Source organism: Paenibacillus sp. G34, from assembly GCF_056856875.1.
Genome location: NZ_CM166469.1, coordinates 3,280,051 through 3,306,637 on the forward strand (window position 1 = coordinate 3,280,051; position 26,587 = coordinate 3,306,637).

At 43.3% G+C, this 26,587-nt stretch carries 22 protein-coding genes; 13 read left to right on the top strand and 9 right to left on the bottom strand.

Annotated elements, in window-relative coordinates; translation table 11 throughout:
- The 3 genes from AC1VYS_RS14790 to AC1VYS_RS14800 all read left to right on the top strand — a co-directional run bounded on the left by AC1VYS_RS14790 (position 1) and on the right by AC1VYS_RS14800 (position 5,047).
- Positions 1–1,359 (top strand): glycoside hydrolase family 30 protein, encoded by a 1,359-nt coding sequence (locus AC1VYS_RS14790; protein ID WP_482910320.1) that lies wholly within the window; start codon positions 1–3, stop codon positions 1,357–1,359.
- A gap of 293 nt (positions 1,360–1,652) precedes the next feature.
- Positions 1,653–3,281: a response regulator gene (locus tag AC1VYS_RS14795; protein ID WP_482910322.1), complete on the top strand. Its 1,629-nt coding sequence runs from the start codon at positions 1,653–1,655 to the stop codon at positions 3,279–3,281.
- Between the two features lie 11 nt (positions 3,282–3,292).
- Positions 3,293–5,047: a cache domain-containing sensor histidine kinase gene (locus AC1VYS_RS14800; protein WP_482910323.1), complete on the top strand. Its 1,755-nt coding sequence runs from the start codon at positions 3,293–3,295 to the stop codon at positions 5,045–5,047.
- A 161-nt stretch (positions 5,048–5,208) separates the two neighbouring features.
- Here the strand turns inward: AC1VYS_RS14800 and AC1VYS_RS14805 are convergent, their stop codons facing one another.
- The 3 genes from AC1VYS_RS14805 to AC1VYS_RS14815 form a co-directional block, all read right to left on the bottom strand.
- Positions 5,209–6,099 (bottom strand): carbohydrate ABC transporter permease, encoded by an 891-nt coding sequence (locus tag AC1VYS_RS14805; RefSeq protein ID WP_482910324.1) that lies wholly within the window; start codon positions 6,097–6,099, stop codon positions 5,209–5,211.
- 14 nt (positions 6,100–6,113) lie between these two features.
- Positions 6,114–7,004 carry an ABC transporter permease gene (locus AC1VYS_RS14810; RefSeq protein WP_482910325.1) on the bottom strand — a complete coding sequence of 297 codons (891 nt, stop codon included), beginning with the start codon at positions 7,002–7,004 and terminating at the stop codon, positions 6,114–6,116.
- 77 nt (positions 7,005–7,081) lie between these two features.
- Positions 7,082–8,677: a type 2 periplasmic-binding domain-containing protein gene (locus tag AC1VYS_RS14815; RefSeq protein ID WP_482910326.1), complete on the bottom strand. Its 1,596-nt coding sequence runs from the start codon at positions 8,675–8,677 to the stop codon at positions 7,082–7,084.
- 367 nt (positions 8,678–9,044) lie between these two features.
- Here AC1VYS_RS14815 and AC1VYS_RS14820 point away from each other — a divergent pair, with 367 nt between their 5' ends.
- Positions 9,045–10,046, top strand: coding sequence for an alpha/beta fold hydrolase (locus tag AC1VYS_RS14820; RefSeq protein ID WP_482915004.1), 1,002 nt, complete (start codon positions 9,045–9,047; stop codon positions 10,044–10,046).
- A gap of 120 nt (positions 10,047–10,166) precedes the next feature.
- Entirely contained in the window at positions 10,167–10,787 is a 621-nt protein-coding gene (locus tag AC1VYS_RS14825) for an NAD(P)-dependent oxidoreductase (RefSeq protein WP_482910327.1), read from the top strand.
- Positions 10,788–10,812: 25 nt separating this feature from the next.
- Here the strand turns inward: AC1VYS_RS14825 and AC1VYS_RS14830 are convergent, their stop codons facing one another.
- A complete protein-coding gene (locus tag AC1VYS_RS14830) occupies positions 10,813–11,235 on the bottom strand; it encodes a VOC family protein (RefSeq protein WP_482910328.1) in 423 nt (140 codons plus the stop codon).
- Positions 11,236–11,425: 190 nt separating this feature from the next.
- Here AC1VYS_RS14830 and AC1VYS_RS14835 point away from each other — a divergent pair, with 190 nt between their 5' ends.
- From AC1VYS_RS14835 to AC1VYS_RS14845, 3 genes are all read left to right on the top strand, one after another.
- Positions 11,426–13,240, top strand: a complete 1,815-nt coding sequence (locus AC1VYS_RS14835) for a glycoside hydrolase family 43 protein (RefSeq protein WP_482910329.1) — start codon at positions 11,426–11,428, stop codon at positions 13,238–13,240.
- Positions 13,241–13,599: 359 nt separating this feature from the next.
- A complete protein-coding gene (locus AC1VYS_RS14840) occupies positions 13,600–14,952 on the top strand; it encodes a glucoamylase family protein (RefSeq protein WP_482910330.1) in 1,353 nt (450 codons plus the stop codon).
- Between the two features lie 190 nt (positions 14,953–15,142).
- Complete coding sequence (locus tag AC1VYS_RS14845) at positions 15,143–16,162, top strand: phosphotransferase enzyme family protein (RefSeq protein WP_482910331.1); 1,020 nt, start codon at positions 15,143–15,145, stop codon at positions 16,160–16,162.
- Between the two features lie 87 nt (positions 16,163–16,249).
- Here the strand turns inward: AC1VYS_RS14845 and AC1VYS_RS14850 are convergent, their stop codons facing one another.
- Together AC1VYS_RS14850 and AC1VYS_RS14855 are read right to left on the bottom strand one after the other, a co-directional pair.
- On the bottom strand, positions 16,250–16,957 hold the full coding sequence (locus tag AC1VYS_RS14850; protein WP_482910332.1) for a transglutaminase-like domain-containing protein: 708 nt from the start codon (positions 16,955–16,957) through the stop codon (positions 16,250–16,252).
- A gap of 29 nt (positions 16,958–16,986) precedes the next feature.
- The gene (locus AC1VYS_RS14855; protein ID WP_482915005.1) at positions 16,987–17,748 is read right to left on the bottom strand and encodes a helix-turn-helix domain-containing protein; all 762 of its coding nucleotides are present in this window, start codon (positions 17,746–17,748) and stop codon (positions 16,987–16,989) included.
- A 212-nt stretch (positions 17,749–17,960) separates the two neighbouring features.
- On the opposite strand from AC1VYS_RS14855, the gene AC1VYS_RS14860 reads away from it, so the two are divergent.
- The gene (locus AC1VYS_RS14860; protein ID WP_482910333.1) at positions 17,961–18,323 is read left to right on the top strand and encodes a hypothetical protein; all 363 of its coding nucleotides are present in this window, start codon (positions 17,961–17,963) and stop codon (positions 18,321–18,323) included.
- A gap of 77 nt (positions 18,324–18,400) precedes the next feature.
- Positions 18,401–19,156, top strand: a complete 756-nt coding sequence (locus AC1VYS_RS14865; RefSeq protein WP_482910334.1) for an SDR family oxidoreductase — start codon at positions 18,401–18,403, stop codon at positions 19,154–19,156.
- A gap of 115 nt (positions 19,157–19,271) precedes the next feature.
- Here AC1VYS_RS14865 and ureC read toward each other — a convergent pair whose 3' ends face one another.
- Together ureC and ureA are read right to left on the bottom strand one after the other, a co-directional pair.
- Positions 19,272–20,984 carry an urease subunit alpha gene (gene ureC / locus AC1VYS_RS14870; protein WP_482910335.1) on the bottom strand — a complete coding sequence of 571 codons (1,713 nt, stop codon included), beginning with the start codon at positions 20,982–20,984 and terminating at the stop codon, positions 19,272–19,274.
- The gene (gene ureA, locus AC1VYS_RS14875; protein ID WP_482910336.1) at positions 20,981–21,607 is read right to left on the bottom strand and encodes an urease subunit gamma; all 627 of its coding nucleotides are present in this window, start codon (positions 21,605–21,607) and stop codon (positions 20,981–20,983) included. The genes ureC and ureA overlap by 4 nt, the downstream gene beginning before the upstream one ends.
- Positions 21,608–21,918: 311 nt before the next feature.
- Here ureA and AC1VYS_RS14880 point away from each other — a divergent pair, with 311 nt between their 5' ends.
- From AC1VYS_RS14880 to AC1VYS_RS14890, 3 genes are all read left to right on the top strand, one after another.
- A complete protein-coding gene (locus AC1VYS_RS14880) occupies positions 21,919–22,803 on the top strand; it encodes an AraC family transcriptional regulator (protein WP_482910337.1) in 885 nt (294 codons plus the stop codon).
- Between the two features lie 303 nt (positions 22,804–23,106).
- On the top strand, positions 23,107–24,195 hold the full coding sequence (locus AC1VYS_RS14885; protein WP_482910338.1) for a DUF418 domain-containing protein: 1,089 nt from the start codon (positions 23,107–23,109) through the stop codon (positions 24,193–24,195).
- An 88-nt stretch (positions 24,196–24,283) separates the two neighbouring features.
- Positions 24,284–25,264 carry an ROK family protein gene (locus AC1VYS_RS14890; protein WP_482910339.1) on the top strand — a complete coding sequence of 327 codons (981 nt, stop codon included), beginning with the start codon at positions 24,284–24,286 and terminating at the stop codon, positions 25,262–25,264.
- 66 nt (positions 25,265–25,330) lie between these two features.
- Here the strand turns inward: AC1VYS_RS14890 and AC1VYS_RS14895 are convergent, their stop codons facing one another.
- A complete protein-coding gene (locus AC1VYS_RS14895) occupies positions 25,331–26,533 on the bottom strand; it encodes an AraC family transcriptional regulator (RefSeq protein ID WP_482910340.1) in 1,203 nt (400 codons plus the stop codon).
- Positions 26,534–26,587 lie beyond the last annotated feature (54 nt).

The following is a 26,587-nucleotide window of genomic DNA, read 5'->3' on the forward strand; positions in this document are numbered from 1 at the left end:
ATGACAACATTTAAAATATTCAAAACAACGGGGGAAAATGATCTGTTTCGTCTCGTTAGCCCCGAGGAATACAATCCGATCAAGTCTATAAACGCTGATTCGTCGGACGTAACCGTACAACTGGATGATCGTCAAACGTACCAGGAGATGGACGGGTTTGGAGCGTCGTTCACGGACGCAGCGGCATATCTCATGAATCAAAAGATAACAGAGGAACTACGAACGGGATTGATGACGCGCCTTTTTCATCCGACAGAAGGAATCGGCTTGTCGGTGATTCGCAACCCGATGGGTGCTTCGGATTATGCCCGCACGGTATACAGTTACAACGATCTGCCCGACCATCAGACAGACCCGGAATTAGCCGGATTTAGCATTGCACATGATGAAGCGGATATCATCCCGTTAACCCAGCAGGCGCTTGCACTGAATCCCGATCTGAAGCTGTTCGCTTCACCGTGGAGCGCACCCGGCTGGATGAAAACAAGCGGCTCCATGATTACAGGCCAGCTTATGCCTGAGTGGTATTCATCATATGCAGCGTATTTTGTAAAATATATTCAGTCCTATGCAGCTCATGGTCTACCAATCTATGCAATCACTCCGCAGAATGAGGCTTTATATGAGCCTGGACATTATCCGGGCATGCTGATGCCCGCTGAGGCGCAAGCAGAGTTCATTGTCGATCATCTCAAGCCAGCTTTTGTACGTAACAACCTTGACACCAAAATCCTGTGTTATGATCACAACTGGGATCGTCCGGATTATCCACTGACCGTTCTGGAGCAGGCAGGAGAAGCTGTGGATGGAGTGGCATGGCATTGGTACGGGGGAGATGCGTCAGCCCAAACCAAAGTATACGAAGCTTTTGCGGGAAAAGAAGTGCACTTCACCGAAGGTTCTGGAGGGGAATGGATTCCACCGTTTGAACAAGCATTCTCCAATGTGATTCGAACGGGCATTCACATTTTGCGAAACTATAGCAAGTCACTCGTGTTATGGAATATGGCACTGGATGAACATAATGGCCCTACGGTTCCGGGTTTTGGGCAGAGCACTTGCCGCGGAATTGTACAGATTAACCAACAGACGGGAGAGCTTGTCTACACATTGGATTATTACGCATTGGCTCATTTTAGTGCTTTGATCCGTCCTAAAGCGGTTCAAATCCAATCGGTGTCCAGCGAAGATTCCATATATACAGTAGCTTTTCGCAACACGGACGGAACATATGCAGTGGTGCTGTTCAATGATGGCCAAGAAACCCGGAAGGTTGAGGTCCAGCTGCAAGATCAAGCGGTTCTTACTGTACAGATGGAGTCCAAATGTGCCATGTCAATTCTAATATCGAATGAATAAAAAGCAGCAGATCTGCGATGGCCAATCTAAATATTTGGAAGAAATGAAAAGCTTGTTTCAGCATTTATCTAGTTTTTCTCGTCGTTTTCAAGATATAGCGCAAATGTTCGAGGCCGCCAAAATTTGGCGGTCTTTTATCGTTTATCATTTTTGAATTGTTTTCTGATCATTTTTATAACCGTTTAAGGGGATTTCATGCATGAAGTCCGAATAAATTACAAGATGGAATACACATGCCCAAGAATGTTTAGGGTGATAGCTCGTGTATAAATAACCAACTTTGGAGGACTTCCATGTATAAACTATTGATTGTAGAGGACGAATTGCTGATGCGCATTGGCATTCGTTCCATGCTGAACTGGGAAGAATATGGATTTTGTGTGGCGGGTGAAGCTAGTAATGGAAAAGAAGCATTGGAGCTTGCGCTGGCTAACCAGCCTGATCTAATTATTACAGATATCCGAATGCCGGTTATGGATGGACTACAGCTGATCCAGGAAGTTTCCCATTCGTTAAAGAATTGCAAATACGTGATTTTAAGCAATTTTGATGAATTACACTATGTGAAAACGGCTCTAAAACTGGGTGCCGCGGACTACCTCATTAAAAGCGAAATCAACGAGCAGTCGCTCATCCAACTTTTGACGAATATTCGAGAGAAGTTGCAAAGTGAACAGAAATCATATAATGCCTCACCTAATGTATCCTCCGATTATTCCAAGAGTATCCGTTACTTGAAGGACAGTTTTTTTCAAGATATTGTAAGCGGATTCATCAACAACAAAGAGTTACTTACCAAAGCGGAAGAACTGCATTTCCGTATTCAGTCAGACCATCTGGTGGTCATCGAATTCATCGTTCATCAGTATGATCAGGTCAAACGAAAGTATACCGAAAAAGGGGAAAAGTTGCTCCGCTTCTCGATACTCAACATCATGGAAGAGGTTATTCCATCCCGGTGGGCAAGAGAAATATTTGTGGAAAGTTCGTCGGAGTATTGGGTCGTAGTAAACGTAAGATCTGACACGGATGTACAAACCGACCTGAACAAGCTGGTTCGTAAAATATTGGCTTCCATTAAGGATTTTATGAACCTGTCACTTACGGCCGGTGTGAGCTCGGTGGTTTTTGGTTTTCCATCGATTCGAAGGGCCTGTCAAGAGGCAGAGATCGCACTTAAGGAGAGCTTTTTCACAGGTGGGAGCCAAATCTTACATGTTGAAGATGTCCGTGAAACGACAAGTAGACAAGAGGTTACAAACATTCTGAGTCCGCAGCAGGAACAACATTTCATGAAAATTTGTATGAGCAAAAATAAGGAAGAGGTCGAGCAATTTCTTGAAGAAATCTACACTCGCCTGAAGAGTATACGAGCCGACGAGAGCAGTGTCCGCAAGCAATATATTACATTACTCGAGTTAATGCACGCCCATTTACTGAACAGCGCATCACGAAGCAAAATTTCAGCGACAGAGAGATCTCCCTATGAAATTGTTCTAAACGGAGAACATTGGGATGAGATCCATCACGATGTGTTAACTCATATCACGGATACGTTTGACGCCAGTTCCCAGCTTTCACAAGAAAGCAAGTACACTGATCTAGTCATTGATATCATCAACACCTATTATGCGGAGGACCTTTCGTTGCAAAGTGTTGCTAGCCAGATTAATGTACATCCATCCTATTTAAGCCGGTTGTTCAAACAAGAGAAGCAGGAAAATTTCATCTCGTATCTGACCCGGGTTCGGATTGCTCATGCGAAATCCTATCTGCTCTGCAAAGAGCTGAAAATATATGAAATCGCCGATAAAGTCGGATATCACAACTACACGTATTTCAGTAAAATTTTCAAAAAGAACACCGGCCTGACTCCTGAGGAATATCGGGAACAACAGCATGTACATGGCATTCGCGAATAGAGGTGTGATCGATGAAATATACTCGGCCTTTTCAGATTAAATATAAGATTATGTTCATATGTATGATCGTCATTATCTTCCCCGTTTTTGTGATGACCATTAATTCGTACTATTCTTCCGAGCGGTTATTATCACAGAATTACAACACACTACTTAGCGATTTGACCAAACAAACGAACATTCGCATTGACGAGTTTTTGAAAGAAATCGAAAAGATCACGCTGCTTGCAAGTAATGGTCTTAGTGACAGTTTATCTGCTACCCATGAAGGAAGCTTTCCCATTCAGGATTTTCTGCGTGTAAGTGACGAAAGCAATGAAATTGCAGCTTATAACATTCTAATGAATTACATCATGATGAAGGATCGTGTCTTTTCCATCTATCTATACAATATGAACGGGGGACAAGACTTGTTTGTAAGTCCACATCAGCCAGTCGACCCAACATTTAACGTGAGAAATGAGCTGTGGTTCAAAAAGTTTATGCATGACAATGAGCGTACGATCACGTTAACTACACGGATGGACAAGCAGTTGGAAAATAAAGTACTCGCCGTGTCCCATGCACGGAAAATTCATGATGTAACCAACGGTAAATTGCTTGGTGTGATGGTGGTCAGCATCGATATTAAGTTTATCGAAATCGTGAACCGTAACTTGCAGGAAAGACTTCGATCCAGATTCATGATCATCGACGAGGACGAAAAGATTGTATACAACGTCAACGATCAGTTAATTGGCACCTTGTTTCGGGATAACGTTCGTCCATCCGAAGCAACCAACGTGGTGGTTAAGAGTCCACTAAGTCAACAGAAATGGACGACGTATGTCTATATGCCCCTAGAAGAGCTGACCGCCGATGGTAAAATACTAGGCCGAAATCTCGTCACGCTGGCTGTAGTCATGTCTCTTTTTGCCGCTATCATCTCTATATTTCTGTCTCATGTCATCACTCGTCCCATCAAAAAACTGCTAAACAACATTCGTCTCGTTGAAAAGGGGCAGTTCGAGCAAGTGCAGGATATCCGCTCCCGGGATGAGATTGGTCATTTATCTACCCGATTTAACCGGATGTCTCATGAATTGAAACGAATGGTGGAACGGATGCAACAGGAAGAGGTTGAAAAGGCGGCAGCCGAGATGCGGGCACTACACGATCAGATTAACCCTCACTTCCTGTATAACACTTTAGGTTCCGTAAAATGGATCGCTTCCATGCAACAGGCCGACAAAATTGTAGATATGACCGATGCACTCATCTCGATGCTCCGATATGCCACAAATTCTGATGGAAGCCTCGTCATGATTCGTGAAGAATTAAATCACATTGCTCATTATGTTACCATTCAAAATGCACGATATTACGGAAGTATTCAGATGAAATATGAGATTGAAGAGAAGCTGTTGAATTATGTTATGCCCAAAATGATCCTGCAGCCCATTGTGGAGAACGCCTTCTTTCACGGTCTGGCCGAGATCGAAGAAGATGGTATCATCACGATCCGGATTGTGTCACAGGAGAACAATATTTGTATTGAGGTCTGTGATAATGGAGCCGGAATGGATCACCATATGTTGCGCAGTTTGATGGAGGACAAGCATGAGTCAGGAAGCGGAAGCCGAGGAATCGGCCTCTATAATGTGCAGCGCCGGATTCAGCTCCATTTTGGTCAACCCTATGGGATCCAGGTAAAAAGCCAGCTGGGAAATGGCACAACATTTACGATTCTGCTGCCTGCTATCCCATGCTTACCAGAGATCAAGTGAAGCTAAATTGGATAGTCGGATGCCAGAAAAGACTGTAAACAGTCTATAAAGCAAAGAACCTGTAGCCTGTTGTCTACAAGTTCTTTGCTTTTTTTATTTTTGTTTCCGTTTCTGTACGAACACGTAAACTAAATCAAACATGAATTGACCTTCATGTTGTATTATCCTTTAACACTGCCGAGTACCAGTCCTTTGGTAAAATACTTCTGCAGGAACGGATAGATCAGCAGAATCGGTATCGCACCGAGGAACATCTGAGCTGCACGCCCTGTTCGGGCATTCATCATAGATAAGAGCTGCGTATAATCAGATCCGGATTTTAGCATCATCTGCTCAAAACTTTGAAGCAACGTCTGCAAATAGCTTTGTAACGGATAGTTGGCTGGATTGTTCATATAGATAATGCCGTCAAACCAAGAGTTCCAGTGACCAACAATGCTGAACAAACCAACCGTCGCGAGCGCTGGTTTAAGAAGAGGCAGCATAATACGGATCAACACCTGCAGAGGGCCTGCACCGTCAATGATAGCCGATTCTTCAATCTCCTCCGGCAAGCCCCGAATAAAGTTCATGAGAATAATCATGCTGAACACGGGAAGAGCTCCTGGAAGAATGAGAGACCAAATGGAATCAATCAGCCCCATTTTCACCACAACGAGATAGGTCGGGATCAAGCCGCCGCTAAACAGCATCGTAACGATAAAAAATCCCATGTAGACATTGCGTCCCATCACTTTCTGTTTTGTTTTGGAGAGAGGATAGGCTGTCAGTACAATCAACAACAGATTCACAAGCGTACCCAGAACCGTGCGCTGGATGGCAACCCATAGCGAGGAATAAAATGCGCCGCCAGATAAGGCAAATTCATACGCTTTGGTTGTGAATTCGACAGGCCAGAACGTAACACTGCCTGCCGAAACCGCCGAACTGCTGCTAAAGGAAACGGCGAGCAGATTCACAAATGGCAGTACACAGAGTAGCGAGATGGTAAGCAGAATGATGTAATTTATAATAAGAAAGACGCGCCGGCTTATACTTTTATCATAAATCATGTGAATTTGCCCCCTTAGAAGATACGGTAACCAGCAACACGGTAAGCTAAGATATAAGAGACAGCCACCAAAATACAGGAGATCACGGATTTGAACAATCCGACGGCAGTCGCAATGGAATATTGCGCCTGCTGTATACCAAGACGGTACACATAGGTATCAATAATATCCCCGGTCTGATAAACGACAGGAGAGTAGAGGTTGTAAATCTGGTCAAATCCGGCATTCAGCACATTACCAAGGGATAACACAGACATCAAAACAATCGTTGGCATCAGTAGCGGCAGGGTGATATATAGCGTTTGCTTCCAACGCTTCGCTCCATCAATCACCGCTGCTTCATACAGTCCCGGATCAATACTCGTTAATGCCGCCAGATAAACAACGGTTCCAAAACCGAAGCCCTTCCAGATGTCACTCACAATCATTGTCCATGGGAAGATTGAAGGGGTGCCAAGAAAAGAGATCGGCTTGATACCAAACAAACTCAGAAAGGTATTTATGATGCCATCCGCACTCAGAATATCCAGCATAATACCCGCCATAATGACCCATGAAAGGAAATTCGGGATATAGACCAGGGTCTGGAACGTGCGTTTAATCCCGTTATGCAGGACTTCGTTCAGCAGCAGAGCGAAAACAACAGGCACAACAATACCGCCAATCATTTTAAATATGGACATGTAGAGGGTGTTCCAGATCGTTCTCACAAAGTTAGGCTGATTGAATACATGTGTGAAATTGTCCCATCCGACCCACGGCGAGTTAAAGCCGAGACCGGGGTTATATTTTTGAAAGGCAATAATCAGTCCATAAAAAGGGATGTAACTAAAAATAAACACCAACACCACGCTGGGGATCAACATGAGGTGATAAGGACTTTGTTGCTTCCATTTTTTCAGCATTGCTTTTCCTCCGTTCGTTATCAAAAAGAAGGGATGAGAACAGGCTCATCCCCTCCAGATTCAATACCACAAATGCTCTACTTTCCGTAGGCTTCGTTCACTGCTTCAATGGCATTGTCCCCGCCAGCTGCCCGCCAGTTCTGAACGACCACGTCAAAGTGATCGATGCTTTCACTGCCCATAATGATTTTTGTGAATCCTTCGGTCAAAATATCATCCAGTGTTGTTCCATAACTGGAAAGAGCTTCAGGGGTAACACCCCATAGTGCGGTTTTGATGTAATTGTCACTGTCGAGCACTTTTTTCGCCAGACCGTAAGCATTTTTCGGAGCACCCTGCTGCAAGTAATCACCAGTTGCCCCTGGTGTTGCATTTTCGATGAATTCAACGCTATTATTGTATTTCTGCCACATGCCTGAAGTTGTTAGTCCACTGGTATCCTTGGTTTCAAGTGCTTTGGACACGGCTTCAAACTGCTCATAATCCGAGTTCGGATTGAGTACACGGAACGGGCCAACAACGTGGGCAATATCATTGTCCAGCAGGGCAGACAGTGTCTCCGGTGTTTCCTTTCCGTTGCCTTCATCTACAATGTAGGCATAGTCATTCAGAATTTCGATCACAGCCTGGGGATTGGCAGCATCCTTTTTCATAACAATGTAGTTGTTGTTGGCAAAAAATATCGATTGTTTCGCTTCCTTACCATCCACGGTTGGAATGAGGTAAGGATAAAAGATCGCGTCTTTGCCCAGATTGGCAATGGTATCTACGCCCGGATTATAACCCCACCACTGATAATAAGGCTGGATGCCCACTTTACCTGCGACAATGTCAGCATTCATCGCGTTGAAGTCTTTAATAGCGAATTCGGGATCAATAATGCCCAACTTATACCATTCCGCCCACTCGGCAAGCGCATTTTTCATCTCAGGTTGAATGGAACCATAGGTCAGTTTGCCTGTGCCGTCGTCAATCCACATGTCAGGATGCGCGTTCCATGCGATCGCAAGCAGATTAAGGTAATCGAGAGATTGATCCACAGCAATGCCGTATCCGCCGTGTTTTTCCATAAATTTAAGAGCCATCTTTTTGATATCGTCTACGGATTTCGGATCTTGCAGTTTAAGCTCCTCTTTCCAGTCGTTCCGTACCCAGATAAAGTCGGGCTGTTCAATTAACCCCCAGTGCATCTGCGGTATACCGTAGAGCTTACCGTCTTTCTTTCCTGATTCGTAGCTATCTGCATCCGCTTTCATATAACCTTTCAGACGTTCCGAGGCATGCTGTTCAAAGGCTTCTGTCAAATCCATAACCATATCGGCTTCAACCAACTGGCGCAGCTGAGAAGGATTCACACGGAAGACGTCAGGTAATTCATTAGAAGAGATGGCAAGATTGAGCTTGGTTTCGTATTCATCACTAACCCAGTCCGTCTTGACGTTAATGTTTAACTTCTCTTTATACCGGCGAGTCCAGACATTATTGGTGATATCATCGCCCTTGGGATATTTCGCTGAACTGTACTCTGATGTGACCGTATGAATGGTGACAGCACCCGTGCCGTCATCGTCCGCATCGGTCTGTGCTTTACCTTTCCCCGTGTCACTACAAGCTGTAATCAACAGCGCGGACATACTCATCGACAAGACTAGCAACTTCATCTTTTGGTTCATTCACGTTCCCCCTCAAGTTCAAGTCATATTTAGGAATGTTGTACTTGAAGATATTGTAATGGAGAATAAGGGGAGGGTATATAAACGTTATTGACCAGAATCTGTATGATTTTTTACTTTAAAGGGATTGAGAAGAGGATTGGGATGGCAAGTGTTTATAGATCTTGCACTTATTTGAACTACGTTGCACTTTTTTGAACTGGATGTTAGTTACAGGATTTCGAAGGCAGGTTGAAGAAAGAGATATGGCGTTCATGTTCCGTTCATATTGCATTCATTTTGAGGACATTGAAGTCGGGTACACTTGGCTTAGAGGAAGACATAACAACCCTAGAAAGAAATATGCCTGAAGGAGCTGAGAAGGTTGATGCAACCAAATAAGTCAGATTCAAAAAAAACAAAAGCAAGCCATCATTCCAAAGCAAAGCGGATTGTTCGACTTTTACTAAAAATTATTGTTTCCATCGTCCTCATCATTTTATTATTCATCGCGACTGTATTTACGGTGAACCAAGTCAGCAGTCATTCTGAACAAAATCGATTGGAGCGCTATGGTCAACAGGTATCTGTCGATGGGAAACAAATGAACGTATTTGTACAAGGCGAAGGGAAAGAAACCATTGTGATATTGCCTGGTTTTGGGACAGCTTCTCCTGCGCTTGATTTTAAACCGCTCATATCCGAACTAAGTCCTCATTATAAGGTCGTAGTCGTTGAACCTTTTGGTTACGGATTAAGTGACCCCACTGACAAAGAGCGTAGTTCGGCCAATATAACACATGAGATCCATAGCGCCTTACAAAGCCTGGGTATCAAACGTTATACGCTGATGGCGCATTCCATCTCAGGTCTCTACAGCCTGGATTATGTTAACCGATATGCAGATGAGGTACAAGCATTCATTGGGTTAGATCACAGTGTTCCGTCTCTTAGTGAGCAAAAAGTCGAAGCATCCGATATCGAGCCCATTAAATGGTTTCGTAACCTTGGTTTTGCCCGCGTACAGTTGAAGCTTAGTGATGATCCGTATGAAGGGCTTTCTTATGATGACGATACCAGAGATCAATTAAACATTTTAATACGCAAAAATATGTATAATAACACGCAATTAAACGAGGCCGTAAGCATGTATTCCAACTTCCAGGCAGCGAAACAACTTACATGGCCTTCGGATTTACCAGTTCTTTTCTTTGTTCAAAAGAATCACCCTGTCGTAAAAGAATGGGTTGCAGAGCATGAGAAACAGATGGCGAACTCTACACAAGGAGAGATGGTTCTACTGGAGGCAGGACATTACTTATACCGCTCCCATCCTAAGGAAATTGCTGAGAAGATTGAGGAGTTCAGCAAAAATGTTACGACCCCTTGAAACCACACCGTTATGCGGCGTACTTTATGTACCCGTATAGCGTTTTTTTTGTTATTCTATTGTTTTACGAGTAAAATGTCGGCAAACCATATAGTAAACATTATTTCAGGAGGTTTTTCTATGCATATTTTAGTGCTTGGAGCTACTGGACGTGTCGGAAGTCATATCGTTACATACGCGCTTCAGGACGGTCATCACGTAACTGCTCTGGTTCGCACACCAGAGAAAATAAACACGCAACACGAACGTTTAACCATTGTTCAAGGTAACGTACTGGAACCCACAGATCTACTAAAAGCCATACATGGAGCTGATGCAGTGATTAGCTCGTTGAATACGGATGGAACAACCACTCTGTCAACAACGATGCCTTTGCTCATGAATGCCATGTCCCACGAGGGCATACAACGAATCATTACGGTAGGCACAGCCGGAATTTTGCAAAGCAGAACCGAGCCGGAGAAGCTTCGATATCAGTCCAGTGAATCCAGACGTAAGTCAACCCGAGCGGCTGAAGAACATAAAAAGGTATACACGTTGCTCAAAAGATCTTCTCTCGAGTGGACCATTGTGTGTCCGACGTATTTGCCAGATGGGGATATTCGCGGCAACTACCGGGTAGAGCGTGACATTTTACCTGAGGGCGGCACCGAAATTACCGTTGGAGATACCGCTGAATTCACCTATCGTCAACTCAGCGACCGCCGCTTTATAAACACACGTGTAGGTATTTGTTACTGAGGCTTAATAATAAGTAGTCCAAAAATTACTTCATACGTCTGGAGATTGGATGATCCTCATTCATTTGCAACAAATCCCACAGGTTTCCATAAAGGTCTTTAAATACAGCAACGATGCCATAATCTTGTTGCTTTGGCTCTCGTACAAACTCAATTCCTTTGGACACCATGTCATTGTAATCTCTCCAGAAGTCATCGGTATTCAGAAATAAGAAAACGCGGCCGCCAGCCTGGTTACCGATAAACGGCTCTTGCTCCGGTTTGGAAGCTCGAGCGAGTAATATGGTTGTACCAATCGAACCAGGAGGGGCGATCACCACCCATCTTTTATCCTGCTCAGGTTGATAGGTATCTTCAAGCAATGCGAAGTTCAATTTTTGAGTATAAAATTCGATCGCTTCATCATAATCGTTAACGACTAAGGCGATATGTATAATCGATTGCATCATAAGGTGACCTCCATTTTATCTTCAGATTACGATAGAACTCTACCATTGTAATCGAATACACCACAACGGTAAATGAGGAAGATAAAGAAGTTCCCCTACTCCTAAAGTCTGATTTGAAGTATGATATATATTAGGTTAAGCGCTTTCTTTCAAATTAAATTCAGTATACATACTTAGGAGGCTACTAAACTTGTTGAATACAAACACAAATTACGCAGGATATCTTTTTGTGCATTTTATCGGTGAGCAGCCCGATGGTGAGCAGGTTTATTTTTCATATAGTGAAGATGGCTTACACTGGAAGGATCTAAATGGAGGCAATCCCGTATTACGCTCCAAGCTGGGGGAACAGGGTGTACGCGATCCGTTTCTCATTCGCTCCGCCAAGGAGGACAAGTTTTATCTGATTGCAACCGATCTGCGAATCGCGAACGGCAAAGGCTGGGGTGTTGCTGTAAACGAAGGAAGTCGTGATATTGTCGTATGGGAATCCAGTAATCTCATGGATTGGTCTTCTCCTTGGACAGTTACACTTGGTATTGAAGGAGCAGGTTGTGTGTGGGCACCCGAAGCCGTTTATGATGAAGCGGCTGATGAGTTTCTTGTATTCTGGGCCTCAGCCACACAAGATGCAGATGAATCTGAACGTAAACAAAAGATTTACAGCGCACGCACCAAAGACTTCCGTACATTCACTCCATCGGTAAAGTATATTGAGCGGGAAAACCACATCATTGATACGACCATTCTTGCTTCATCGGGTTCTTACTATCGCTACTCCAAAGACGAAACAACCAAAAACATTCGTGTTGAAAAGGGGAACTCTCTGGATAAGGATGCATTCACTCCACTCCATGCGCCTGTGCTGGAAGCACTGATGGGTGTTGAAGGGCCACAGATATTTAAATTCAATGACCGGGATGAGTGGTGTCTGATTGTGGATCGTTTTGCAGAGGGAAAAGGTTATCTACCGCTGTTGACGACCGATCTCGATAGCGGTGACTTCCGAATAGCTTCAGACGATGAGTTTGATATGGGAAAAACCCAAAAGCGACATGGTGGCATTTTGCCAATCACGGCGGAAGAATGTAACCGGCTGATCGCAGCGTATGGAGACAGTCATCAAGTACTGGCTGGTCAATATGCTGACCCTGATGTGGCGAAGTTTGGCGACCGCTACTATATGTATCCAACTACCGATGGTTTTGATGGGTGGTCAGGTACACAGTTCAAGGTGTTTTCCTCCAGCGATCTGCAATATTGGCAGGATGAAGGGATCATTCTTGATCTGGCAACGGATGATGTGCCTTGGGCCATCGGGAATGCATGGGCACCAGCGATTGCCAGCCGCAACAACAAATATTACTATTACTTCTGCGGCAAAATGCCTAACCAGGAAAGTGCTATTGGTGTCGCTGTTGCCGATTCCCCAACAGGTCCATTCCGAGCGGAGCCTCAGCCTTTGATTACTATGGATCAATTAAGACGTCTTGGGATTACGATGGGGCAAGCTATTGATCCTTCAATCTATGCAGAGCAGGATGGCAAAATGTATCTGCTGTTTGGCAACGGAGATGCTGCTATTGTTGAGCTAGGTGACGACATGATTACTGTTCATGAAGAAACAATGCGTAACCTTGCAGGTTTACATGATTTCAGAGAGGCTGTAACGGTGTTAAAGAAGAATGGCCTGTACCACTTCACATGGTCTTGTGATGATACGGGAAGTGAGGATTATCATGTCAATTACGGTACGTCGGAAAGCCTCTACGGTCCGGTCACTTATCACTACCCAGTTTTAAGCAAAAATGTAGAAAAAGACATGCTTGGTACAGGACATCATTGTATTTTCCATGATTCTGAAACAGATCAGTATCACATATCCTACCATCGTTTTGTCACACCGTTATCCCGATTCTCGGAGGGAAAAGGGTACCACCGTGAGGTGTGTATTGACCCGATTCAGTTTGGAGCGGATGGGCGAATGAAGCCCGTTGTGTTGTAATATGATGGGATGGTTTGAGCATTAAAGCAAACAATCACGATACAAACCAATACAATTCGATTAGAGTATCGTGATTGAACTCATCGATTGTATGTCTCATGGAAGCCGCTAACTATAGCGGCTTTTTTAGATTTTGCTTATATATGTACCTGGCTCGAAGCATTGTTATTACGAAAGAGGGCAGTTGTATACTTCAAGAATTCACGTTCCATATGAAACGTTTCGAGTCGAAAAATAAAAAGCGAATCTAAATACAACTATTTAAATTAAGGGTTTTCATTTTGTTATTTACCAAATATGGACATTCATGATATCATAAATGCGAAACGTTTCGAATTCATTTTGGAGGGAGAAAAGAGATGAACATTGTAAAAAGGTTAGGACTTATTTTAACTTTTTTTCTGTTTGCCAGCACAGCTTTCACTCCTGTCATATCTGCACATGATTCAGGCAAGCCGCCAGGCTTCAAACCAGAATTGAAAGCGGTTGCCAAAAAAACGTACAAGTACTTCAAAGATTTTACCGATCCCAAAACCGGGTTGACGTACGATGAAGTTCGAATGAAGGAAACGGGAACGGAAGAAGCCAGGCGTACCTCACCGACAAACATTGCGATGTACATGATGAGTACCGTGTCTGCGGAACAAATGGGCCTGCTTTCGAAGAAAGAAGCCGTATCCCGCATGAAAATAACGTTGAACACACTGGAGAAGATGGATAAGTGGAACGGACTCTTTTATAACTGGTACAACACGGACGATGGTTCCGTTAAAAAAGATTGGGGGCAATTTATATCTCAGGTAGACAACGGCTGGTTATCCGCAGGATTAATCGTCGTTGGACAAGCTTATCCGGAATTAAATGCACAAACCAGCACACTCGTTAAACAAATGAACTACACAACGTTGTACGATCCGGAGGTAGGTCAGTTCCGTGGTGGCTATGATGTCGCTAAAGGCGCACTTACTGAGCATCATTATGGGTCATTCTATACAGAACCTCGTGTAGGAAGTTATATTGCTATTGGTAAAGGAGATGTACCGAAAGAGCATTGGTGGAAGATGTACCGCACAATGCCACTTGAATGGGACTGGCAGTCTCAGATTCCACAGGGTATAACGGTGAATTATGATGGCGTGGATGTCTTCGAAGGAAGTTATGAGTATCAAGGTACAAAGTTCGTTCCTAGCTGGGGAGGCAGTATGTTTGAAGGACTGATGCCGGGTCTGGTGATCAATGAAAAAGACTTGGGTACTCAGGCGCTGGGTCTGAATAATAAACATCATGTCGAACTGCAAATCGAATATGCCAAAGAAAAAGGGTATGCTGCCTGGGGATTCTCGCCCTCGGCAACACCTAACGGATATAGTGAGTTCGCAGCGACACCGCTTGGCATCTCAGGTTACAAAGACGGAGCAACGGTAACCGCGCATGCAACATTCCTTGCCCTGGATTATGCGCCTGAAGAGGCACGCAAAAACATCAAAACATTGAAAAAGTTAAACATGATGGGCAAATACGGCTTATATGACTCCATTAATCTGGAGACCAAAGAAATCGCCAAAGCTTACTTGGCACTGGATCAGGGCATGATCATGGTATCTATTGCGAACTATCTGGAGGATGGAGTTATCCGTGATTATTTCCACAGCGATCCCATCGGTCAAAAACCTGAAGAATTGTTGAAAAAAGAAGTGTTCTCCATTCAGTAGACCCCATTCAGATGGAACGAGGCATCGCTTGATGACGCCTCGTTCTTTTTTTGTTGATTAGGAATATGGCTTTTTTTGTGTATAGCATAGTTTAAATTGTTTACTACATATTTTTAAGCCTTTACGATCGTTACAATAATATACAAGAAGTCGATAAGTTCACTTCATGAAAACTGCAGGGGGAAACCAAATGAAAGATTTTTTAATATTTGATACGGATGAAGAACGGCAAGCGTTATTAATCAGAGCAAGGAAGGTTGCTTTATCAGCAATCCAACAGTATGACTTAGAATGGGATAAAATCGAGTTTATTCGACTATCTGAATCGATCACGTATAAAATTGAAACCAGTACAGCTAACCATTATTTGCTTCGCATTCATTCGGACCGATTGAGCAGAGAGGAAATTCGTTCGGAGCTCCTACTGTTACAAGCACTGAACAAATCGAAAGAACTAAATGTATCCGAAGGGATACCAAGTTGTGATGGTAATTATGTTTTGGAGATTGAAACAGAAATGGGATATAGACGGCCTTATGTAACGATGATGCGGTGGATCGAGGGTGAGAAAACAACAGGGGAATTTACGGATAGTCATGCGTATAATATGGGATTAATGATAAGCAGGCTTCATGCAGCAGCTAAGGATTTCAATCCACCTTCTGATTTTGTAAGGTCGGCTTGGGGAGTAGAAAGCTTTAAACGTGAACTTGCTAAGTTGGAACGTTACTATCAACGTTTTTTATCCGAAAAGGCATGGAAGCTGTATCAAGATGCAGCGGAGAAGGTTGTATCCCAACTTACCACTATGCGTCCAACTGAACATAACTACGGACTAATTCATGCTGATTTACATACCGGTAATATGGTTTTTAACGATGATCAACCTTCACCAATTGATTTTGAAAGATGTGGGTACGGATATTTTCTCTACGATATGGCAGGCACCATGCTGGAGCTTTGGCCTAAACATCGATGGCAGCTTATCCAAGGTTATGAGCGTAGTGGGAAGCTGGAAACGGACTATACCCGGGATCTGGAATGTTTTTTCATCATGTTCATGATCGAGAATTATTGTCATCACGCCTCTGATCCAAGAGAAACCGCCAGTTTAATTGATGAACAAAAATATGCCCAAGCATATATAAGAGAATATTTGAACGGTAATCCATTTTTATTCGAAGTGATTGAGCCTGTAAAAATGGATTAATACTAACTTTCAGACGGAACGAAACGGAGGGTCTGCCTCGGATCGTTCCGTATTTTTGTTCGTGTTTTGCTTCAAAAGAATAAACGATCATCCCCGCCTAATGCGTCTCACATTCCTATTCATTAGATGCCGAACCACATGGCTAAATATCATGCTCTTGATTGGACTTAACTTTTGCGGGTAAAGAGAAAAGAACTGATCCGGGTTATCAAACGTACCGAAATCCTGAACAATACCTTCTTTTTGTACATAAGTGTCATTTTCATTCCAGAAAATAGCTGGATTCTGAAAATCGTTTGTCGCCACGCCATAACCACAAAATGAACCCGTACATTGTTCGAACTTTTGCTGAAGCTTGCTCAGATAAGGGAGATCAACGATGAAACCCTCCATATTTAACCACCTGTCGTTATATAACACTTCAATCCAGCTATGAATGATCTCTTTCGGAGAAAGATGATAATACCAGCCATTCATGGCCCCTTTTTGCAATTGCTTATGAATCATAAACCCGTGAATGCGGCAAGGGATGCCTAGCGCTCTGAGCAGTGCCATGAATAAAATGCCTTTTGTGTTACACTGCCCGTATCCATCTTGCAGGACTTCTGAAGCTTGAATATCATCACCGCGATTATAACCAAATTCAATCTCGTCACGAACGTAATTATATACGTGCAGAATCTGCTCTTTTACAGAGAGTGAAGCCCAGTTACGACTGCGAATGAGGCTCTGGATGGCCGAGTGATTATAGTTTAACAATTCCGTCTGCTCGAGATAGTGATTCATGTCATTCATGATGAGCACCTCCTGTAAACATTGTATCGTCAGTACAGGGAGGAAACTTGCAAAAACACGCTATCTTTACGAATATCTTTGGCGGTCATACCGAGCAATCGTTTGCTTGTATTGGCAAAATGAGAAGGGGTATCGAAACCAGCTGCCATGGCTGCGTCCGTAATACTCGTTCCTTGGAAAATCAGATAACATGCCTTCTGTAGCTTATGTAAGACGAGATAACCACTAAGGGAAATTCCTGTATTCTCTTTAAACAGATGTGAGAGCCTACTACTTGAAAGACCGAACTGTTCCGCGTAATTACGAATAGAGTGCTCCGAATCCGTGCAATCCTTCATATGTTGGATCAGTTCCTTGATTCGTGAATCCGTGATTACAGGTTGCGTGTAATCCAAGTGAAAAAGCATCATAAGTTCTTGTAAAAATACACGGTAAGTCTCTGCATTGTGGATTAGAGGTAACCGCGTTTTGATATGTTCGGCGACTTCTTTACCAAGCTCTTTGGGAAAACTGGCATAATCCCGCTTGCCTATATATTGTTTAAAGGTTGTTGCCATCTGGGATGTGCTATCTATTAAAAGCAAGACTAGAGGCTGCCCCGATCCCTGCAAACGATGAGATACATTGGAGTTAAGCATGATTCCTGATGTACGTAAAACTTCTCCCTGAACTTCAATCTCAAAATCACTTTCTAACGCAATCGTGACTTGAATAAACGTATGTTGATGTTCCTCAGCATCGATGGCATTGGAATACACAAGAATGTGATGCTGCGCGCCATATAAATTCATCAAACGGGTATCACCTCATAGGTAAAATAAATTAACGATCACTGTATATTACAATACACCTGGACTGATATTGAAAGGGTTATTACATATGAATCTTCTTCATCCCTTTATATTAGGATAATTTCCCACTATGCAGAACGAAAATGCTTCACTATAATGCAACAGGACATAGGTTACGATTATTTTATAATAGACTAAAATGGGGTACACATGTGATTAACTTGTTATGGACGATTTATCTTGGATTACTTGGCACAGCATCACTTGGTTATTTGCTAAAAGGGAAATACAAAACAACACTCGGCAAAGTTGATTTTGTTGTATCTGTTATCACTTGGATTGGATTGTTAGGGTATGTAAAACATATTCAATGGCTGAACCCTTTAACATGGAAAGTAATCACAATATTAGGTTTATTGTGGGAAATACTGTTCGGGATGCTGCTTAAGGATCACCAAGGCGATGAAATTCTAGCAGAAATCTCAATTAGTAAGAGAAGATTGTTAATGTTTGTTACTCTAGTACTCATACTTGGGCCTCTCTACTATGGGTTGTTCAGATATTCGTTTGGGTAGAAGTGTTTCATAAATCACCACTATTTACTATAATTGATGAAAAGATACATATCTTTTACGTAAGTGGAGGTAGAATGATGACTCAAAATCAGAGGAAAATAGCAATTATCACAGGTGCCAGCGATCCAAGAGATATGGGAAGTGCTTTTTGCCGCAAATTAGCTTCCAGAGGAATTGATATTTTCTTCACACACTATAAGGCTGATCCGGAATGGACACTTGCGTTTCACAAGGAAATTGAAGACATGGGGGTTCGCTGTGCATCAATCGAGATCGATCTAACCGACCGTAATGCAGCTCATCAAGTATATGAAAGTGCAGTCCAGCAACTGGGGCAACCCTCAATACTGATTAATAATGCGGCTTATGGTGTCAACACCGATTACAAGTCCTTTGACGCCGAACTTTTGGATAACCACTATGTTGTTAATATGAGATCAACGTTTCTACTATGTACGATATTTGCCCGGGAATTCGAAAAATCCAATCTAACCTCAGGCAGGATTATTAATATGACTTCGGGACAGGACATATCGCCGATGCCAGGTGAGTTAGCGTATGTTGCGACCAAAGGTGCGATCTCCGCTTTTACAACATCCTTATCCCGTGAACTTGCACCTTTAAGGATTACAGTAAATGCCGTAAATCCGGGGCCAACCGATACAACGTGGATGGATGACTCCATTCGTGATTATCTGATGCCAAAGTTCCCGCTGGGACGGATTGGAGCACCTGAGGATGCAGCGAACATTATTGATTTTCTCGTGAGTGAAGCCGGGGCTTGGATTACGGGACAAGTTATTCATTCGGAAGGTGGATTCATTCGGGAATAATCGAACGCGGCTGGCAAGAATATGATTAGAATCATAAAAAGCCCGGCTAAGTTAGCTGGGCTTTTTTGTAGATTTAAACGGAGCCATATAATGAAGGAAACAACGATTTCACAGATTAACTCAAGAAGTATCTCTGAGCCATGGGTAGTTCGTCAACCGGAAGGCAGCGTAGCGTTTCACCATTTACGGATACGGTATAATTTTTCGGATCAACCATAATAGCCGGGGTTTCTCCATTCAAAATCATATCTTTTTTGCTCGCTGCACGACAGCCTGTCACAGGTTTTAAGGATTTACTCAGCCCAAGAGGGGAAAGGGTGCCAGCATCAATAGATGCCTGAGAAACAAAGGTTGCACAAATGGCTGAACGTGCTTTGCCATAGCTCCCAAACATCGGTCTGTACATGTATGGCTGCGGTGTCGAGATCGTCGAATTTGGATCTCCCATCACACTATGAATAATCATGCCTCCCTTAATAACAAATTCTGGTTTAACTCCGAAAAAAGCAGGTTTCCAGAGCACAAGATCCGCCATTTTACCGACTTCAATCGATCCTACATATGTTGAAATGCCATGGGTAATTGCAGGGTTAATCGTATATTTGGCAATATATCGTTTCACACGGTTGTTATCCGCTTGGGTATCGCCGGTAAGCGAACCGCGTTGTTTCTTCATTTTATCCGCTGTCTGCCAAGTTCTGATGGCCACCTCACCTACACGTCCCATCGCCTGTGAATCTGAACTGGTCATACTGATGGCACCGATATCATGTAAAATATCTTCCGCACCAATTGTCGTCTCCCGAATCCGTGAAGCGGCAAAAGCGACATCCTCCGGAATTTTGGGATCGAGATGATGGCAGATCATTAGCATATCCAGATGCTCATCGACGGTATTTCGGGTATAAGGCATAGTTGGACTGGTGGAAGAAGGTAGCACATTCGGCATGGAAGCAACACGTAACAAGTCCGGCGCGTGACCACCACCCGCACCTTCCGTATGGTAGGTGTGAATGGCCCGACCATTGAAAGAACGCAAACTGTCCTCCACATATCCAGCTTCATTCAACGTATCGGTATGGATGTTGACCTGAATATCATACTGTTCCGCCACGCTTAAACATTTGTCGATAACATAAGGCGTGCTTCCCCAGTCTTCATGAATTTTCAGCCCGCCGACACCAGCAAGTACTTGTTCCATCAACGCTTCAGGTCTGGAGCTGTTACCTCGACCAAGCATTACAAAATTCATCGGAAGTGAATCAAGCGCTTGTAACATGCGTTCAATGTGCCATACACCTGAGGTACAGTTGGTTGCAAGTGTACCTGTAGCCGGTCCAGAACCCCCGCCGATCATTGTCGTAATCCCACTCTGAAGTGCAATTTCAATTTGCTGTGGAGAGATGAAGTGAACGTGGCTATCTACACCGCCAGCGGTCACAATTAAGTTTTCACCAGAAATCACTTCTGTACCTACCCCAATAACCATGTCAGGATCGACACCATCCATCACAAATGGATTTCCCGCTTTGCCAATGCCTCGGATCAATCCGTCCTTAATGCCTATATCGGCTTTGACAATTCCCCATGTATCTACAATAACAACGTTGGTAATGACCGTATCCAGAACACCTTCGTCCCGTGTCGCTAAAGGATGTTGTCCCATGCCATCCCTGACCGTTTTACCTCCGCCAAAAACACACTCATCTCCATACACGGTAAAGTCTTTTTCGATCTCAATTTTTAACGAGGTATCCGCGAGCCGAATCCGGTCTCCGGTCGTGGGACCATACATGCTTGCATACGTCGCGCGATCAATCATATTCATGACTTAACCCTCCCGTTAGTTAACCCGGCAAATCCATGGATTTCTTTCGTTCCACCGATTTCGACCAGCGTAATGTCATGAATTTCTCCCGGTTCGAAGCGCACGGAAAGGCCTGAAGCGATATCCAGCCGATATCCTTTAGTACCTTCGCGGTCAAATGATAGAGCGGGGTTCGTTTCAAAAAAATGAAAGTGTGATCCGACCTGAATGGGGCGGCTGCCTGTATTGGTCACGGAACGGGTAATTCGGTTGCGGCTAGGCAACAGGACAATAGGGTCATCCGCAAATTCATATTCACCGGGGATAATCGCACCATCCATCCGGGCAACAGGCTCATGTACAGTCACCAGCTTCGTTCCATCGGGGAACGTGGCTTCAATCTGAACTTCGCGCAGCAGCTCGGCTACCCCATCCATTACCTGATTGGCTGATAAAAGGTGACGAGCTTCTTCCATCAGTTGTTTTACGGTTTTCCCATCCCGTGCCCCCTCTACAACAAAACCCGAAATATAGGCAGCGGCTTCCGGGTAATTCAGCTGAACGCCACGTTTCAGCCGCTTTTCAGCCATATCCGCAGCGAGGTACATCAGTAATTTTTCACGTTCTTGTACAGTTAAATGCATAGTCAGCAACTCCTTAACTGAGTTAAAATGAGAAGAAATAACAGGCCTGGTTCCATGTAATCTTTTTCCAATCATTGCTTATGTTTGAAAATGTAACATGGTTGTGGAGGGGAGTCAAACAAGAATGTCAAACAACATAACATCAGAAGATTGATTTGTGCAGGATCACAAATGATTGTTAAAGAAAAGGTGTTGAATACAATATTCGAACAGAGATGAGTGGGGCATGATGAAACTTCAAAGTGCACAGATCGTTGCGAAACATGGGTTACATAACGCTATACTTTACCTTAGTTGAGAGGAGGGATCAGATGGATTGGCTGATGAGAATGAATCGTGCTCTGGATCATATTGAAACGAACCTATCCAACGAAATCAGTTTAAATGACGTTGCGCAGTGTGCTTGCTGTTCTTCATATCAGTTTCAGAGGATGTTCTCGTTCATTACGAATGTGCCACTGGCTGAATATATTCGAAGAAGACGGCTTACACTGGCTGCCATCGAATTACAGAACAGTGATGCCAAAGTACTTGATATTGCAATAAAGTATGGCTACGAATCTCCGGTATCGTTTGCAAGGGCATTTCATGCGTTACATGGAGTGAATCCTGCACGTGCAAAAGAAAAAGGGACGGCGCTCAAAGCCTATCCACGGCTTTCCTTTCTTATCTATATTAAAGGGGCTGAGCCTATGAATTATCGCATTGAAACAAAAGAAAGCTTTGACGTGTTCGGGATTGAAAAAATATTCGACTTAAACGGAAAAGAAACCCCAGCCGACTTATGGAAACAAAGTCATGAGAACGGTGAGGTCGAAAGACTCGCACTTCATGCAAATGGACTACCTGAGTGTTTAGATCAGAACTATCATCCAGTACACGCGGTGTGCAGTTACAGACCGACAGAAGAAGAAACATTCCCGTATATGTTGTGTGCATTCAGAACGGAGACAAGCGCAACTGCTGGTTACACGGTAACGACTATACCTGCGAATACGTGGGCCGTCTTTTCATCCGAGCCCTTTGCCTGGGATCAACTGGGGGAGGTTATGGAAACGTTATATAAACGTTTCTTCTCGGAATGGCTCCCTACAGCAGGTTATGAGCAAGTCGATAGTCTCGAATTTGAGGTTACAGGCAGCAAGGATGGACTGCATTTCGTAGAATTATGGTTTGCTGTGCGAAAAATAATGTAGCTTACTTTACCAAAAATAACTTGATCATCCATGTATAACGTTGCATCAAAATTTTGAGGCGTAAGTCTTATGTTGGAATTTCCGTGTTATCTGTTGATCGGCTAGTGTCAAAGCCATAAAGTAGACTGAAAAGAGTTGCCACGCAATAGTGTAGCGACTCTTTTTTTCATTTTGCATAAAATAATTTGGAAGATGCTCAGATCGAGAATAATATCACTTGACCTTAGGTCTATCTCAAGCCTTATGCTTCGGTTGTATTTGCAACTGCAAACATAATAGAGATGGATACGGGAGGGTTATAACATGAACATCCATACACCAAAAGGAAGAATTTTGGGCCTGGACGTGGCAAGAGCACTGGCTGTTATTGGGATGATCCTGGTCAATTACAAGCTGGCGATGAACGCACAAACAGGAGGCCCAGGATGGCTGCAAGCGGCAACCGGAATATTCGAGGGACGTGCTTCTGCGCTTTTTGTCATTCTTGCAGGCTTAGGCGTGTCACTGATGACGGCTAAGGCAAGAATATTTGGGGATCAGAAACTCATAAAAGCGACACAACAAACATTATATCGCAGAGCAGCATTTCTGTTTTTAGCAGGTATGTTACTACTCATCATCGGTTGGAGTGCAGACATTTTGCACTATTACGCGGTTTTCCTTGTATTGGCCGCATTATTGATTCGAGCATCGAATACAAAATTACTTATAGGTATTACAGTTACATTGATTGTGTCTGTTTTTCAATTATTATTGTTAGATTATAGTTACGGCTGGTCTGAGAATTACCACCAATACGAGAAATTATGGACAGTGGGAGGGCTTATACGCAACTTGCTGTTTAATGGATTTCATCCTATTTTCCCATGGCTGGCATTTTTTCTGCTAGGTATGTGGTTGGGCACACAGAGTTGGCTGACTGAGAAAAAAGCAAGAGCACGTCTGTTCCTTATCGCTGCAAGTGTTGCCATTATCATGGAAACCATTTCTCATTTTATGGTGAAGGGACTCACTTCCATTTTAAGCGTTGAAGGTGCTCAATCATTGTTTGGTACGAAACCAATGCCACCTAACCTGATGTATTTCTGCGCCGCAGCTGCCTCAGCACTTGTCGTTTTGGTCGTCTGTATTGAAGCCGCAGAGAAGTGGAAGAAAAGTGCATGGGTTCAGTCATTGATCAGCACAGGCCAACTATCGCTCACACATTATGTGGCGCATGTTGTTGTGGGGCTTGCTCCGCTTCAGCTATTGGGTCTGTTAGAGAATGGTTGCGTTATATTTTCAACACTTTACGCGTTTCTTTTCTATACGGCTGCCATCGTATTTTCAGTCTACTGGAAAAAAAAGCATCATCGTGGTCCTCTGGAACAGTTGATGCGGCGATGGGAATAAGAAAATGCAACGCCTTCACATTTACTGCTATACCTGTTTTCATCGTTTAATTATAATGTATCTATACCATTTAAAGTAGGGTTCTAAAATGAGCAAATATATAATCGGAATAGATCTGGGCGGCACCAATATTAAATCCGCTGTGTTTAATACAGCATTTAAGAAAATTCACGAACGAAGTGATTCTACGGAAGCCGATAAAGGCCCGATCCATGTGTTAAATAAAATGGCGAACATCACGCAAGAAATGATGTCGGCCGAAGGGATTCATCCAGATGAGGTAAATTGCATGGGTATAGGTGTGCCAGGCTTATTAGACCCACAAACGGGCTTATCTATATTTTCGCCTAATTTCCCCGGCTGGGAGAATATTCATGTAGTGAATCACATAAACAAACACTTTGATTTCCCTGTTTTTATCGACAATGATGTACGCGTTAATCTGTATGGTGAATGGCTGTTTGGTGCAGGTGTCGGTTGCCGCAACTTGGTTCTAATCACCTTGGGAACCGGTCTAGGCTCTGGAACGGTCAATGACGGGAAGGTAATCTACGGAGCAACCTCAAGTGCTGGAGAAATTGGACACATGAACATGTATAGAAAAGGCCGTGCTTGTCGTTGCGGGAGTTCAGGCTGTCTGGGCAGATATGTATCTGCTATTGGAATGGTTCGAACGTTGACGGAAAAGCTGGAGACAGGGCGATCTAGTATGATTACGGAGTGGGTAGAAGGAGATTCGTCCAGAATTACCGCTCATATGATCTCGAATGCGTATGATCTTGGCGATGCACTTGCTGTTGAAGTCATGCACGAAACAGGAGAGATATTAGGTTTCGGCCTTTCCAATGTAATAAATATGTTGAATCCCGAAATGATTATCGTTGGTGGCGGCATGTCCGCAGCAGGTGATCGGCTCCTTAACACCGTCCGTAATACCGTTCAAAATCATTCATTAAAGCTCGCTTCGGGAGCGTGTACCATCGTGCAAGCCAAACTGGGCGGACAAGCAGGCATGATCGGTGCCGCCGCATATGCGAATGACAAGTTACTTTCAAACACCGTAATGTGAGTTTACTAAACAAACCTTCAAAAGCCGCTTTTACAGCGGTTTTTTGGTTTTTCTGATATATTAAATTTACTCTTGTTTTCTTTGGTCTTTAAATTGTTTAGGTGTACATCCCGTATACGTTTTAAACACTTTCGCAAAGTAACTCTGATCGTAAAAGTTTAAAAGAGTAGATATCTCCGCTAACGTATAGTGAGAATACGTCAACAGATTTTGCGCCTCTTCAATTTTCGTTTTCAAAATAAACTGAGAAATGGAGATACCCACTTCTTTTTTGAACAGATTGGACAAATAATTCGGATTCAACGAAGTGATTTCAGCCAGTTGTGAGATCGTAATCCGCTCATTTAAATGGTTAAAGATATAGTTTTGACATATGTTAATCGGTTTCGAGTATTTGTGTTTTTTACTACGCTTTACACGTTCCGCAAAATCAAGCAGAGCAACCTCCATTAAATCTTCTACCGCCTGGCTGTCGGTTAAGTCTTCAATTTTAAGAATATAAAAATCACTAAGATTATAAGCAATCTCTTGAAAAACACCACCTTCTACCGCTGATCTTGTTGCAAGCGTGATCAGGGAGATCGCCAGATTCTTTTGACTACGCAAATAACTCGTCTTGGACAACACACTCTTTTTGCCTTGTTTGTGAATGGTATGAAACGATTCCAGCACCTTATCGGTTCTGCCCAAGCGGATGAAATCAAATACTTTTTTCTCTTTATCGATTTCCGTATGAATGAGATTATTTTGACGGTCGTCTATGATTTGATTATACGGTTGCTCGATTTCAAGCGTTTTTCTCCAACGGTCATCCTCATTTTTCATTAAGATTTCGTCTAGCGTTAGCTTTTTCTGATAGAGCATAAAATACATCGCCATACTAAGATTAATTAATTTAAACGTGCTCATCACAGGGACTCCGTCGTAATACATCTTCATTTCATGATGATCCGCTTTGGCTAACAAATCACTTAGAGTCACACGAATGATTTCCTCTGTCATTTTAAAATTGATAATCGGGCCTACCATGATGATTCCTTTCCACTGATGATCCGCATGAATACGTATGGCGAAAAATTTCTCCAGATAGTTTGTCTCACGAAGGACAGGGAGTTGCTCGATTGGCATGCTGGAAAACAGGTCTGTCATGATCTTATAGTCAGAGGGGAATAAGGGGTTACACCGGAAATGCACTGGGGTGACCTGATAGATTAGCGTGTATTCATTATCAAAATAGTAGACGGGTACATTGTATAAATGATGTGTCATATTACATATATATTCAACGTTTTCATCACAAAAGTTATTCATCACCAAACCTCC

Coding starts and splice junctions, on each gene's coding strand:
- AC1VYS_RS14810 (WP_482910325.1), bottom strand. CDS start 7,004: ATGCTGAAAAAATGGAAGCAACAAAGTCCTTATCACCTCATGTTGATC.
- AC1VYS_RS14865 (WP_482910334.1), top strand. CDS start 18,401: ATGACTCAAAATCAGAGGAAAATAGCAATTATCACAGGTGCCAGCGAT.
- AC1VYS_RS14850 (WP_482910332.1), bottom strand. CDS start 16,957: ATGAATGACATGAATCACTATCTCGAGCAGACGGAATTGTTAAACTAT.
- AC1VYS_RS14890 (WP_482910339.1), top strand. CDS start 24,284: ATGAGCAAATATATAATCGGAATAGATCTGGGCGGCACCAATATTAAA.
- AC1VYS_RS14895 (WP_482910340.1), bottom strand. CDS start 26,533: ATGACACATCATTTATACAATGTACCCGTCTACTATTTTGATAATGAA.
- AC1VYS_RS14825 (WP_482910327.1), top strand. CDS start 10,167: ATGCATATTTTAGTGCTTGGAGCTACTGGACGTGTCGGAAGTCATATC.
- AC1VYS_RS14885 (WP_482910338.1), top strand. CDS start 23,107: ATGAACATCCATACACCAAAAGGAAGAATTTTGGGCCTGGACGTGGCA.
- AC1VYS_RS14795 (WP_482910322.1), top strand. CDS start 1,653: ATGTATAAACTATTGATTGTAGAGGACGAATTGCTGATGCGCATTGGC.
- AC1VYS_RS14800 (WP_482910323.1), top strand. CDS start 3,293: ATGAAATATACTCGGCCTTTTCAGATTAAATATAAGATTATGTTCATA.
- ureC (WP_482910335.1), bottom strand. CDS start 20,984: ATGAATATGATTGATCGCGCGACGTATGCAAGCATGTATGGTCCCACG.
- AC1VYS_RS14830 (WP_482910328.1), bottom strand. CDS start 11,235: ATGATGCAATCGATTATACATATCGCCTTAGTCGTTAACGATTATGAT.
- AC1VYS_RS14855 (WP_482915005.1), bottom strand. CDS start 17,748: ATGAATTTATATGGCGCGCAGCATCACATTCTTGTGTATTCCAATGCC.
- AC1VYS_RS14880 (WP_482910337.1), top strand. CDS start 21,919: ATGGATTGGCTGATGAGAATGAATCGTGCTCTGGATCATATTGAAACG.
- AC1VYS_RS14820 (WP_482915004.1), top strand. CDS start 9,045: ATGCAACCAAATAAGTCAGATTCAAAAAAAACAAAAGCAAGCCATCAT.
- ureA (WP_482910336.1), bottom strand. CDS start 21,607: ATGCATTTAACTGTACAAGAACGTGAAAAATTACTGATGTACCTCGCT.
- AC1VYS_RS14790 (WP_482910320.1), top strand. CDS start 1: ATGACAACATTTAAAATATTCAAAACAACGGGGGAAAATGATCTGTTT.
- AC1VYS_RS14805 (WP_482910324.1), bottom strand. CDS start 6,099: ATGATTTATGATAAAAGTATAAGCCGGCGCGTCTTTCTTATTATAAAT.
- AC1VYS_RS14845 (WP_482910331.1), top strand. CDS start 15,143: ATGAAAGATTTTTTAATATTTGATACGGATGAAGAACGGCAAGCGTTA.
- AC1VYS_RS14840 (WP_482910330.1), top strand. CDS start 13,600: ATGAACATTGTAAAAAGGTTAGGACTTATTTTAACTTTTTTTCTGTTT.
- AC1VYS_RS14815 (WP_482910326.1), bottom strand. CDS start 8,677: ATGAACCAAAAGATGAAGTTGCTAGTCTTGTCGATGAGTATGTCCGCG.